The sequence below is a fragment of the Rhizobium sp. 32-5/1 genome (assembly GCF_029537235.1).
Taxonomy (GTDB): Bacteria; Pseudomonadota; Alphaproteobacteria; order Rhizobiales; family Rhizobiaceae; genus Pararhizobium.
In genome coordinates, this window is the sequence record NZ_CP120639.1 from 826,448 (window position 1) to 838,850 (window position 12,403).

General features: G+C 56.8%; 9 protein-coding genes and 2 pseudogenes. 8 read left to right on the plus strand and 3 right to left on the minus strand.

Annotated elements, in window-relative coordinates:
- Nucleotides 1-484: 484 nt before the first annotated feature.
- Complete coding sequence (locus tag P6U16_RS25635; RefSeq protein ID WP_277704224.1) at nt 485-937, plus strand: VOC family protein; 453 nt, start codon at nt 485-487, stop codon at nt 935-937.
- An 86-nt stretch (nt 938-1,023) separates the two neighbouring features.
- A pseudogene (locus P6U16_RS25640) lies at nt 1,024-2,318 on the plus strand (FAD-binding oxidoreductase).
- Here the strand turns inward: P6U16_RS25640 and P6U16_RS25645 are convergent.
- On the minus strand, nt 2,287-3,657 hold the full coding sequence (locus P6U16_RS25645) for an MmgE/PrpD family protein (protein ID WP_277704225.1): 1,371 nt from the start codon (nt 3,655-3,657) through the stop codon (nt 2,287-2,289). The pseudogene P6U16_RS25640 and the gene P6U16_RS25645 sit on opposite strands and share 32 nt — an antisense overlap.
- Here P6U16_RS25645 and P6U16_RS25650 point away from each other — a divergent pair.
- Together P6U16_RS25650 and P6U16_RS25655 are read left to right on the plus strand one after the other, a co-directional pair.
- Complete coding sequence (locus P6U16_RS25650) at nt 3,647-4,207, plus strand: hypothetical protein (protein ID WP_277704226.1); 561 nt, start codon at nt 3,647-3,649, stop codon at nt 4,205-4,207. The genes P6U16_RS25645 and P6U16_RS25650 overlap by 11 nt on opposite strands.
- Before the next feature lie 23 nt (nt 4,208-4,230).
- The gene (locus P6U16_RS25655; protein WP_277704227.1) at nt 4,231-4,707 is read left to right on the plus strand and encodes an alpha/beta hydrolase; all 477 of its coding nucleotides are present in this window, start codon (nt 4,231-4,233) and stop codon (nt 4,705-4,707) included.
- A gap of 40 nt (nt 4,708-4,747) precedes the next feature.
- Here the strand turns inward: P6U16_RS25655 and P6U16_RS25660 are convergent, their stop codons facing one another.
- Nucleotides 4,748-5,683, minus strand: coding sequence for a dehydrogenase (locus P6U16_RS25660; protein ID WP_277704228.1), 936 nt, complete (start codon nt 5,681-5,683; stop codon nt 4,748-4,750).
- Between the two features lie 153 nt (nt 5,684-5,836).
- Nucleotides 5,837-5,977 (minus strand): hypothetical protein, encoded by a 141-nt coding sequence (locus tag P6U16_RS25665; RefSeq protein ID WP_277704229.1) that lies wholly within the window; start codon nt 5,975-5,977, stop codon nt 5,837-5,839.
- 26 nt (nt 5,978-6,003) lie between these two features.
- Between P6U16_RS25665 and P6U16_RS25670 the strand changes: the two genes are divergently transcribed.
- From P6U16_RS25670 to P6U16_RS25685, 4 genes and pseudogenes are all read left to right on the plus strand, one after another.
- A complete protein-coding gene (locus tag P6U16_RS25670; RefSeq protein ID WP_277704230.1) occupies nt 6,004-6,840 on the plus strand; it encodes a LysR substrate-binding domain-containing protein in 837 nt (278 codons plus the stop codon).
- 161 nt (nt 6,841-7,001) lie between these two features.
- Nucleotides 7,002-7,811 carry a CoA ester lyase gene (locus P6U16_RS25675; RefSeq protein WP_277704231.1) on the plus strand — a complete coding sequence of 270 codons (810 nt, stop codon included), beginning with the start codon at nt 7,002-7,004 and terminating at the stop codon, nt 7,809-7,811.
- Between the two features lie 70 nt (nt 7,812-7,881).
- A pseudogene (gene pyc / locus P6U16_RS25680) lies at nt 7,882-11,336 on the plus strand (pyruvate carboxylase).
- A gap of 191 nt (nt 11,337-11,527) precedes the next feature.
- On the plus strand, nt 11,528-12,385 hold the full coding sequence (locus tag P6U16_RS25685) for a MaoC family dehydratase N-terminal domain-containing protein (protein ID WP_277704232.1): 858 nt from the start codon (nt 11,528-11,530) through the stop codon (nt 12,383-12,385).
- The last annotated feature ends 18 nt before the right edge of the window (nt 12,386-12,403 follow it).

Consider the following 12,403-nt stretch of genomic DNA (forward strand, 5'->3'; position numbering starts at 1 on the left):
CTTCATTCCACGCTTGCTTTTGGAGGTGGGGCTTTCGGTGCGCGAAATGCAGGGCTGAACGACATGGTCACGCCTGTAATGCCGATCTCACTAAAGATGGCAGCATTTCCGAACTGTATTGAACCGTCTGTTCCCTCTGAGGCCTTTAGCCACTGCTTCCGCAGCCGCAATAACGAGCAACGCTGTAGACGTGCGCGGCGTATATTTTGGCTCGAAATCTCCATTTCTCGAAGAGTCGTAACCTATAGCCGTTTTCGATACCTGCTTTCGAAAGCCGTTCTTTGTGTATTGCGCCAATTTGGCGATACTTCGTTTCCAGTGCCAAGGCTCGAATGCCGCTCGGACAATTCGGAATGGCGGAGAGATCGCTTCGGACGTCGTATTCCTCGCCACCGATGACGCCTCATGAATTACCGGCGAGACGATCATCGGGACGGTGGGCGGCGTGTTCAAAATTATGTCATGCCGGATAAGGGGTAATTAAATGACGGACATCACGAAGAAACTGCACCACATTTGCATTGTCGTACACGATATCGACAAGACGCAGGCATACTACGAATCTGTCGGAATTGGCCCTTGGGAAACGTATCCGCCGCTCGCTGAGTACGAAGAGTTGAAAGTTCCCAACAGCAAAGGCTTCCTGGCCATGCAGTATCGGATCTGCAATCTCCCGAACATTCAGCTCCAGCTGTGCCAGCCCAACATGGATCCAACGCCACAGCGCATCCACCTGGACACCAAGGGTGAGGGTGTCTTCCATCTCGGCTTCGAGGTCCCGGATGCCGACGCGGCTGAAGCTGAGGCCAACAGCAGAGGGTTGACCACGTTGATGAAGGGCCGTCGAGCCAATCGCACCGGCTTTACCTATTACGATACCGCCGCCGAGGCCGGAGTGATCCTTCTCACGCGGGCGACGGGCCATCCGGGCAAATAGCATCTTAAGAGAGATGCGGCCGGCGGGCGTCGGTCGCATGTCGATTCAGCAACTTGGGTGCCACGCGAGGCATGACAGGCGGTATCATGGCAGTTGATGTGATAGTCGTAGGAGCCGGGATCGTTGGGATTTCCTGCGCCCTTCAATTGATACGGCAAGGTAAGTCAGTCGTCCTTGTGGACAGAGGACAGCCGGGTCACGCTACGTCATTCGGCAATGCAGGTGTCATCCAGCGCGACGGTGTTGTTCCTCATGGATTTCCACAGCAGCCGGGTGTGATCCTGCGCTACGCATTAAACCGCCAAATTGACGTCCGCTTTCATTGGCGCGCGCTGCCGCGATTGTCACCCTTCTTGGCAAGATACTGGTGGAATTCTCACCCGCATCGCCATCAGTCGATTGCGGAGCGTTATCGGCCCCTCATCGAACGCTCGATCACTACTCATGCGGAGCTCGCAGAGGCCGCGGGCGCCACGGGCCTCTTTGTCGAAGGGGTGGACCGAGCTTTATCGCCAAGGCAGGGAACTGGAAGCCCGGCTAGAGGAGGCATGCCGTCTTAAAGACTCCTACGGAGTCGAACAGACCGAACTATCCAGCGTTGACGTGGCGAAGCGCGAACCCCATCTCTCGACAAAGTTTGCCGGCGGAGTCCACTGGACTCAAGCGTGGACCGTGAAGGACCCCTGGCGCTAAGCCAAGCCTATCTAAACCTGTTTAAACGACTGGGCGGCTGCTTTATAAGGGGGATGCGTACACTCTCTCACGAACACAGGCGGGATGGTGTCTGCGAACGAGCCAAGGCGTACAGGATTGTGAGCACGTCGTCATCGCTCTTGGGCCGTGGTCCAATGAGTTTGTCGGGACGTTGGGATACAAATTCCCCTTCGTGGGGAAGCGGGGATATCACGTCCATTTTAGAAGCCGGCCGGGAACGCATTTGAACGGCTGGCTCATGGATGGAGACAAAGGTTATTTCCTTGCCCCCATGGCACATGGCATTCGCTTAACGACGGGTGTTGAATTTGCTTCCCGTGGAGCTCCATCGACTCCGACCCAAATCGATCGGGCAGAAGCTGAAGCTCACAATATTTTCCCGCTCGCCGAGCGCATTGCGCCTGAACCCTGGATGGGCGAGCGCCCATTCATGGCTGATATGCTCCCGGTCATTGGTGCGGCCCCAGGGCATGGTGGCCTCTGGTTTGCATTTGGCCATGGCCACCATGGGCTGACGCTCGGACCAGTAACGGGGGAAATCATCGCAAGCCAGATAACGGGCCAATCCACGCCCTACGACACTTCGCCCTTCAGCCCAGCCCGCTTCAAGCATTGCTATTTTAGCGAGGAGAGGCTCAGGGCAGCATACTTAGGGATCCACTGGTAGTCTCCAACGCCTCGATGCGAGCGATGAGGCTGCGTGTCTCTTGTTCGGTAGCAGCGTGACCGAAAGCGGCCAAGCGGATCGCCTTTTCTATGAGTTCCTGCCTGGTGAGCGTGTTGCCGGGATCGCCCTTCGGTTCATCAACTCTGGCATCACGCCGGACTCCGCGAGTCGTCACGACGCTCACCTTGCCCACCCAGCGCTTCGGATAGAGCCCGTCCACTTCCGGGTCGAATTCCATCCGAACCTTGGATCGAAGACCTGCGACGCGAGGGTCGTGAAGAGCAAACCTCTCGAACGCATCGAGATCCGCGACGCCGTGCACAGCGATCAGGGCGAGCACGGTGCCCATTGAGAATTTTGATTGGTGGACGGTTTGCGGAACGTCCACGGCACCCAACACGTCGATTGCTCCCTGGTGAACATGGGCGACGACTTCATGCAGGTCCTCCGCCTCTAATTTTTCCCGCGCCATCAGCACTTGGAGGGCATCTGCGGCTGGGTGTGTGTGTCGACACGATGCGTGCCATTTATAGGAGGTCTCTTCAGTCGCCCACCTGCTCCCAAGCCGATCGATGAGTCGCGAGGGATCGGAATCGCTGGACATGCCGGCCGCCATGCCTTGCTTGCCTTCTAGAATTCGTGTTGCGCCCTTGAAGCCATCCCGCGCCAGGAAGGCAGCGGTCAAACCACTCGCGGCGGCTTTGGCTGTATGTAATTGTTTGGAATCGGCCGCATCCCGGAGAAACTCCCATAGCCCCGCCGCCTGGGTACCTGCCGTGCCGAGCGCATGATTTAGGTCGACAGCATCCAGGCCAATGAGCTTGCCGACCGCGGCGGCAGCGGCAATCGTCCCCGCAGTGCCTGTCGTGTGAAAGGTTTGATAATGGGAGCGGCCCAGGAATTCACCGACGCGGATTCCGACTTCGTACCCTGCAATGCATGCGGTGAGTACCTCTTTTCCGTTCTTCCTCTCAGCTTCGGCGACGGCAAGCACCGCTGGGAAAATCACCGTTGCCGGATGGAACACCGAGCCGTTGTGCACGTCGTCCTGTTCTACGACGTGGGAGGCCGCGGCGTTCACCATTGCAGCGAAGTAAGGGCTTGTTTTCCGTCGGGTTGGTATAACGGTGCTCAGTCCGGTCACCGGCCCCATTGCCCGGCTGAACGCGTCGATGATCTCAACTTGGCGAGTTCCCCGACCGGCCAAAGTCGAGCCGAGCCAATCGATCATCAAGCCCTTCGAGAACTCCACGACCCGCGGTGGTATGTCATCAAAGCTGAGGCGATGAACGAATTCGCAAAGGGCGGAGGTGGTCCCCGCCGCCTGAGTGTCTTCCACTAATCCACTCCAGGGTACGCTGTTCATTCTCCGCCTCCATGGTAAATCCAAAACTTCTCACTTCCGTGGCCGCAGAAATGCGAGCTTCCTCGCAGTATTCCGGCCGCGCCTGGCCGCTGCTGTTGGAGAATCTCCCTGCCAGGCTGCGGTACGCAAGTCCCGCAGCCCCTCAAAGCTGTCGACCACGGTCGAGAAATATCTTTCGGGATCGGTTCGGGAAAACTGCCGCGCAATTGCACATTACGTAGCGATTGAATATAGTATCCAATCATTGGGTCGACCTGTCAACTCGCTTGGGAAGGGAACGGCTTCACCGTTTCAGAAGGATTTGAATGTGATTCATGCGCGGAAGCCCAACCTGGTGCTCATTCCGGGATTCATGTGTGATGAGGACCTTTGGCGCGAGCAAATCGGTGCGCTTAGTCCCTTTGCGCATTGCTTTGTTCCCAACCTCAAAGGCGCAGAGAATCTGGAGGATATCGCGCAGCGCGTTTTGCGTTCGGTTGACGGGAATTTTGCCTCGCCGGCTTTTCTCTCGGCGGCTTCGTAGCTCAGGAGGTGTTGCGACGAGATATGCGAAGGGTCGATCGCCTCGCACTGCTGGACACGTCGATGTACGCGGACACTGCCGCGCGCACGCAGCAGCGGCAGGCCCTGTCCCGCGCCGCGAGCATTTCGGGATCTTTTTCAGGGATATCCCAGAACCTTCTCGCATCTTATGTTCATCCTGACCGTTTAGGAGATATCGCCCTAACGGAACGGATTCGAGAGATGACGCAACGTGTGGGAAGAGACGAATTCCTGCGTCAGAACGCGATGGAGCGGCCGGATGGAAGGGAAATTCTGAGTAAAGTTCTTTGTCCCTCGCTCGTGCTCTGCGGACACGATGATCAGATCACCCCGCGAGCAATCCACGAGGAAATGGCCGCGTTGATGCCTCGTGCGAGGTTGAGGACGGTTGAAGCCTGTGGCCATATGGCACCGATGGAGCGCCCCGACCAAGTTTCTGTGGCGCTGCGGGATTGGTTGCAGATCGATCCCGCAGCATAGTGTTCATCGAGTCAGGCGGAATTGGAGCGTCTTCTGTCTTTTAGAGCCGTTGCCGATGCAGATCATGGATCAATTCCGCAAGCATCAAGTCCAGGTGCCCTCCTCCAGCGTTCTTATAGAGGGTGACTTCGGCGTCGGAGGTACGCCCCTTTACCGAACCGGTGACAAGCTCTGACAACTCACCGAGTATGTCCACTTCCCGAATAGCCCCGCTCTCTAGTGGGCCAACAATGTCACCGACGTGCATTGCAGAGCGCCTAAGATCCACGAAAATGCGCGAACGGCGTGCAGTTTCATCGTCAGCCTCACGAGTGCTGAGGCTGTAGCTTCCCACAAGGTCGAGATGTGCGCCCGGCTTCAAGAGTGATCCCTTGATAATCGGCTCGGAACTGCGAGTGCATGCAGAGATCACGTCAGCCGTGGTCAACGCTGCATCGAGGTCGGTGACGGCTGTCGCAGGAAGTCCTGTGGAATGGAGACGCTCCGCCACCTCTTCAGCTCGTCCGACGCTTCGGTTCCAGATGTGGATGCGTTTAAGATTGGGCAGCACTGAGGCGTGGGCGCCTGCGAGCCATGCTGACATCTCGCCCGCGCCAACAATTAGCAGCTCTTCGGACTGGGGGCGAGCCAGGATCTTGGCACCGAGTGCTGAATCACAAGACGTGCGCCAATGTGTAATGGATGTGCCGTCGATGAGCTCGAGGGGGCGACCGTCCTTTCCATCAAAAAGCACGACGACTGCCTGAACCGCGGGAAGGCTCCCCTTGTTGGGATTAGCTGGGAAGCTGGTGATAAGCTTACTAGCCATGTAGCGCCCATTATCCACCGCGTTTCGAATGAAATAGAGTGCTTCCGGCGATCCGAGAAAGCTCTCCGAAACTTCCATGGGTGGGCGCCGATGTGCTCGCTCAAGGGCCTCGACAACGACTTGGAAGTTGAGCATCGCGTTAACTTCGTCGCGCTCGATTAATTTCATGGAGGGCTCCAATTTTGATTCCGGGAAATGACTGTACGGAAGTACGTTCGGTATCCGTTGCTTTCTGAAAAAGGATATTGTATCCATAGTCGATTGTTGTCAATTCTCGAACGACTGTCTCGGGCGCTCAATTTATCGTCGGCAGGGACTACCTCAAGCATGGATCTTAAACAGCTCAGGACGTTCATTCTTGTCGCCGAAACAGGCTCCCTGAGCAAAGCATCTGATCGACTGCGACTGGCCCAGCCCGCGCTTTCGCGACAGGTCAAGCTCCTGGAAGCTGAAATCGGCCATGAGCTTTTGCAAGATCTGGACGGGGCATGCATCTCACTCAAGAAGGCGAGGAGCTTCTGTCGCGTGTGTCGGGATTGGTTGCGCAGCTCGAAAAGTCCATTGAGGATGTACGCTCTTTGTCCTCAAAGCCCGCTGGCCAGGTTGCTTTAGGGTTGATCCCGTCGGTTAGCGATGTCGTTGCGGGCCGGGTGGCGATGAGAGTGGCTCGCGATTACCCAGATATATCTTTGCGCATTGTCGAGGCGTATGCGGGCCACCTTATCGATTGGCTCCATCGCGGAGATATCGACGCAGCTTTGATCTATGGGCCGTCTACCGACCTGCACTTGCGCATGAGAGAATTGTTTTTCGAAGAGCTTGTGCTCGTGTCACCAGCATCAATCTGCCTTCCCGGAGACAAGCTGCGGGTCGAGACACTTGGGGAAATGAAGCTTGTCTTACCAAGCCGCCCCCACGGTTTACGCCTGGTCGTAGAAGCGGCCGCCGAAAAAGCCCGTGTGCATCTAAATGTTCGCTACGAGGCGGATCTCGTTCCGAGTCCTGAAAGAACTCGTGGAAGCTGGCCTGGGAAGTACGGTGCTGCCGTTGTCGGCGTTTTTCCGCGAAAAGCCGGAAGGTCGGTTCAGGCTTACCACACTCACAAACCCAAAAATTACCCGGCAGATTGTCATGGCTCTGCCTTCAAGCCGCAACGATACTCGAGCAACATCCGTGGTTTGCGAGATTGTGCGCAGCGAAATCGCGACATTGGTCGCGAGCGGGGCTTGGCAAGCCTATCCTGGTGTGGACCTGCAGTCCTTCTGACACGTTCCGCAACGCTCCAGACTTCGATAAAGCTGATAGCGCCTATCAAAGATTTGTAATTTCCAATCATAGAGCAGTGGGTAAGAATGCCAGCAACAGCCCGAAGGGATTTGACCATAGCTTCGCGAACATATGAAAACCGGCCAGATATCGCCCATATCCCGAGCCCGTGTGAGCATTCGCCACGCCCAGGCATTTGTAGGTCAGGGGAGAAGTGACTATGCAGTCGTTTATTTGTGCGAGAGCGCCACTCTTTGTTCCGGCGGACCAGCCCGCGCGATTTGCGAAAGCAGCCGAGAGCGGAACGGACGCCGTAATAATTGACCTTGAAGACGCCGTTGCAGCTGAATCTAAGGGTGCGCGGGCGAACCTTCGTACAGCGCAAATTGACCATCTGCCTCTGTATGTCCGCATAAACGGTGTGCATTCCGAGTGGTTTGACGACGACGTCGCCTGCGTGGCGACGATAGACGTGGCGGCGATTGTCCTTCCGAAAGCTGAACAACGCGCAGACGTGGATCTTCTGCTATCGAGAATGAACCGTGACATTCCGGTCATTGCACTTATCGAAACAGCCACCGGCCTATCGCAAATTTCGGAGATACTGTCACACCACGCCGTCCCCGCAGTAGCTTTTGGATCACTCGACTTTTGCTTGGATCTGGGATGCGCCCATACCCGGGCGGCCTTGGCCGGCGCACGCAACGAATTGGTCTTGAAGTCACGATTGGCCGGCAAGGCGCAGCCGATTGACGGTGTAACGACAAATTTCCAGGATCTGGCCGTTGTCGCGGATGATGCGAACTTTGCCGCCGAGCTAGGTTTCGGTGGAAAAATGCTCATCCATCCCAAGCAAATTGAACCTACGCTGGCGGCCTTCTTGCCGGATCAAAAGCAGATCGACTGGGCCAAGCGGGTTTTGGGTGCAATCAAGGACAAAGGCGCGGCGAGCCTGGACGGCACAATGATCGATCGCCCCGTTATCGTGCGTGCAGAACGTATACTGAGTCTCGCCTCCACGCGCGCGTGAAGTTTCCAAAATTTCTGCACCAAAAGATTCGTATCGATTGGACCGATGTGGTTCCGACGAAGGAGAGTTCATGCCTGTTTCCAAGATCCTTGTTGCAAACCGGTCCGAAATAGCGATCCGAATTTTTCGAGCTGCAAACGAGATGGGCATCAAGACGGTTGCCCTATGGGCCGAAGAGGATAAGCTGTCGCTTCATCGGTTCAAAGCTGACGAAAGTTATCGGATCGGGCGGGGGTCGCACCTTGCCCGCGATCTCGGAGCAATCGAAAGCTATCTGTCGATCGACGAAGTCATCCGTGTCGCCAAGCTTTCTGGCGCGGATGCTATCCATCCCGGTTACGGCCTCCTGTCGGAAAGCCCGGAATTTGTCGACGCTTGCAACGAGGCCGGCATCACGTTCATCGGCCCGACAGCGGACACAATGCGCCAACTCGGCAATAAGGTTGCCGCGCGGAATCTGGCAATCTCAGTCGGTGTACCGGTTGTCCCGGCCACAGGGCCGCTGCCGGACGACATGAATGCAGTCTCACGCATGGCTGCTGAGGTCGGATATCCATTGATGCTTAAGGCCTCCTGGGGCGGCGGGGGCCGCGGCATGCGCGTAATACGATCGGAGGCTGACCTCCCCGAGAAGTAAATGAGGCCAGGCGGGAGGCGAAGGCAGCCTTTGGCAAGGATGAGGTCTATCTGGAGAAGCTCGTAGAGAGGGCTCGCCATGTCGAAAGCCAGATACTCGGCGACAAGCACGGGAACGTCGTCCATCTTTTTGAACGCGATTGCTCGATCCAGAGACGCAATCAGAAGGTCGTCGAGCGCGCGCCGGCGCCTTACCTGAGCGATGAGCAGCGCGACCAACTTGCCGCCTATTCGCTGGATATCGCGCAAGCGACCGACTACGTGGGAGCGGGCACAGTCGAATATTTGATGGACGCTGAGACTGGTCTTTTCTACTTCATCGAGGTTAATCCACGCATCCAGGTCGAACATACCGTGACAGAGCTGGTGACGGGTATCGACATCGTCAAAGCACAGATTCGGATCATAGAAAACCACGCAATCGGAACACCGTCTTCGGGGGTCCCAGAGCAGAATTCGATCAAACTGAATGGGCACGCGCTACAATGTCGAATCACAACTGAGGATCCGGAAAACAATTTTATCCCGGATTACGGCCGCATCACAGCGTATCGCCAGGCGTCGGGATTTGGCATCCGTCTGGACGGCGGAACAGCTTATTCCGGAGGCATCGTCACGCGATACTACGATCCGCTTCTCGAAAAGGTCACCGCCTGGGCGCCGACACCGCAGGAAGCAATCCACCGCATGGATCGCGCGCTGCGAGAATTTCGTATTCGCGGGGTCGCGACGAACCTTACATTCCTCGAGGCGATCATCTCACATCCGAAATTTAGGACTAACAATTACACCACGCGCTTCATCGACACGACGCCCGAGTTGTTCCGGCAGGTAAAACGCCAGGATCGAGCGACGAAGCTGCTGACTTACCTTGCTGATGTCACGGTCAATGGACACCCGGAAACCCGCGGTCGACAGCGGCCGCCCGGCGATACAGCGCGACCGACGGTGCCCTACGCCGACGCCGATATTAAGCCCGGCACGAAGCAAATGCTCGACGAGCTCGGACCAAAAGGATTCGCTCACTGGGTGCGGGGCCAGGAGCAAGTGCTGCTGACCGATACTACGATGCGCGACGGTCACCAGTCGTTACTTGCGACGAGGGTCCGCACCTACGATATCGCGCGAATCGCCGGAACCTATGCACGCACGCTTCCGAACCTCTTCTCGCTCGAATGCTGGGGCGGCGCAACCTTTGATGTGTCAATGCGCTTTCTGACCGAGGACCCGTGGGAACGCCTGGCGCTGATCCGAGAGGGCGCGCCTAACCTGTTGCTGCAAATGCTGCTGCGTGGCGCCAATGGCGTTGGCTACAAGAACTATGCGGACAATGTTGTCAAATATTTCGTCCGACAGGCGGCCAAGGGCGGCATCGACGTTTTTCGCGTGTTCGACTGCCTGAATTGGGTCGACAACATGCGTGTCTCGATGGATGCGGTGGCTGAAGAGAACAAGATCTGCGAGGCGGCAATCTGCTACACCGGCGATATCCTTAATTCGGCGCGCCCGAAGTACGATCTGAAATACTACACGTCCTTGGCTGCAGAGCTTGAAAAGGCCGGCGCCCACATGATCGCGCTGAAAGACATGGCCGGTCTTTTGAAACCGGCAGCGGCTTCGGTGCTGTTCAAGGCGCTGCGCGAGGCAACCGACCTGCCGATTCATTTCCACACGCATGATACGTCGGGCATTTCCGCAGCGACGGTTCTGGCCGCTGTCGATGCCGGCGTCGATGTCATCGATGCGGCGATGGATGCCTTTTCCGGCAATACCTCGCAGCCCTGCCTCGGCTCGATCGTGGAGGCGCTGCGCGGCTCCGAGCGCGATCCCGGCCTCGATGCGGAGTGGATTCGGCGAATTTCTCTCTATTGGGAAGCGGTGCGCAGGCAGTATGTCGCGTTCGAAAGCGACCTCAAGGGACCGGCCTCGGAAGTCTATCTCCACGAAATGCCGGGCGGCCAGTTCACCAATTTAAAGGAGCAAGCCCGTTCGCTCGGCCTCGAAACCAAGTGGCACAAAGTGGCGCAGGCTTATGCCGACGCCAACCAGATGTTTGGTGACATCGTCAAGGTAACGCCGTCCTCCAAGGTGGTCGGCGACATGGCGCTGACGATGATTTCTCAGGACCTGACGGTCGCCGATGTCGAAGATCCAATCAAGGATATAGCATTCCCGGACTCGGTCGTGTCGATGCTCAAGGGAGATCTGGGGCAGCCTCCGGGCGGCTGGCCCCCAGCGTTGCAGAGGAAAGCGCTCAAGGGCGACATACCCTACACCGAGCGTCCCGGCTCACTGCTTGATCCGGCCGATCTGGAAGCCGAATACAAGGCACTTGAAGCAAAGCTTGATCGAATGATCTCGGAGACGGAGTTTACGTCATATTTGATGTATCCGAAGGTCTTCTGCGACTTCGCAGAGGCTTACGAGACATATGGGCCTGTTTCTGTGCTCCCGTCCGATGCGTACTTCTACGGGTTGGCGCCTGGCGAGGAGATTTTGCCGGAAATCGAGAAGGGAAAAACGCTCGTCGTTCAGTTGCTCGCAACGAGCGACATCGATGAACAGGGCATGGTAAAGGTCTTTTTCGAACTCAATGGTCAACCTCGTTTGATCAAGGTTCCAGACCGTTCTTCTAATGCCTCAAGCGCCAATCACCGAAAAGCCGAAACCGGAAATCCCAACCAGATTGGCGCTCCAATGCCTGGTGTTGTTTCGACCGTCGCGGTTTCTGTGGGTCAGAACCTGAAGGCCGGAGATGTGCTGCTTTCGATCGAGGCGATGAAGATGGAAACTGCAATGCACGCAGACAAGGACGCAGTGGTTGTCGAGGTCCTCGTGAAGCCAGGACAACAGATAGATGCAAAGGACCTGCTCATAGTCCTTCAATAGCAGGCCCGGGCGATCGAGCTTGTTACGTTGCGAGAGCTCTCAGGAGCATCGAGCCAACAAACTGGAAATACCGTCCATAGCGAGATTGAAGGGCAACATCTCGCGAACTTGTGCGAGAGTTGTCGTTGCGCTCGCCGATAGAAGACACGAGCGGTCGGAACACAAAAGTTGCACGAGTGATTGGAGAAATTATGTCGATTGACGTAGGCCAGACCGAACATCTGAAGTCGTGGATCGGCCGTGAAAAGACCGACACCGATACATTGACGCCGCGGCTGATCACTGAATTCAATGCGACGCTCCATGGGCTCGTACCCGAACCGTCAGCCGGCGCTACCCATCTCGGAATCCACTGGGTTCTTGGCCCACAGATTGCCGACACACCCGATCTCGGTTCAGACGGGCATCCGAGGACAGGTGACTTTCTCCCACCTGTGCCCCTTCCGCGCAGGATGTGGGCAGGAGGTGAGGTGAGGTTCTTATCGGAACTTCGTGAAGGCGATAGGGTTGAGCGCAGATCGCGGGTATCGAGCGTTGATCAAAAGAATGGAAAGTCGGGTTCTCTCTGGTTCGTGGCCGTCGACCACGAAACCTGGACCGGGAGGGGTCTTGCAGCAACTGAGCGCCAGGACATTGTCTATCGGGAAATGGCTGCTGGTCCCACTCCGTCTCCCACTGCCCGCGAGCAAAAGGAGTACACGACGAGACGGACGATATCACTGTCGGAAGTTCTTCTTTTCCGCTATTCGGCTATGACATTCAACGGACACCGCATCCACTACGACATCAAGTATGCAAGAGACCGGGAGCATTACCCTGGCCTCGTCGTTCACGGGCCACTTCAAGCCACGATCTTGATGAATGAAGCAAGAAGGCTTCTGGGTCGCTCGCCATCGGTATTTTCATACCGGAGCGTGTCGCCACTCATCCTTGAGAGCTCAGCGGAGATCGTCTCCGAGGCAATGGCAGACAAGGGCCTTTCACTATCGGTTCTCAACGCAAGTGGGGTCGTGACCATGGCTGCGATCGCTCAGGCGTTTAGCGGGTAACCGGAATTTGTGTGGCAA

Bases quoted from the DNA above. Each gene is read 5' to 3' on its own strand.
- P6U16_RS25635 (WP_277704224.1), top strand. From the start codon at position 485: ATGACGGACATCACGAAGAAACTGCACCACATTTGCATTGTCGTACAC.
- P6U16_RS25655 (WP_277704227.1), top strand. From the start codon at position 4,231: ATGCGAAGGGTCGATCGCCTCGCACTGCTGGACACGTCGATGTACGCG.
- P6U16_RS25660 (WP_277704228.1), bottom strand. From the start codon at position 5,683: ATGAAATTAATCGAGCGCGACGAAGTTAACGCGATGCTCAACTTCCAA.
- P6U16_RS25665 (WP_277704229.1), bottom strand. From the start codon at position 5,977: ATGGCCGATTTCAGCTTCCAGGAGCTTGACCTGTCGCGAAAGCGCGGG.
- P6U16_RS25670 (WP_277704230.1), top strand. From the start codon at position 6,004: ATGCATCTCACTCAAGAAGGCGAGGAGCTTCTGTCGCGTGTGTCGGGA.
- P6U16_RS25675 (WP_277704231.1), top strand. From the start codon at position 7,002: ATGCAGTCGTTTATTTGTGCGAGAGCGCCACTCTTTGTTCCGGCGGAC.
- P6U16_RS25685 (WP_277704232.1), top strand. From the start codon at position 11,528: ATGTCGATTGACGTAGGCCAGACCGAACATCTGAAGTCGTGGATCGGC.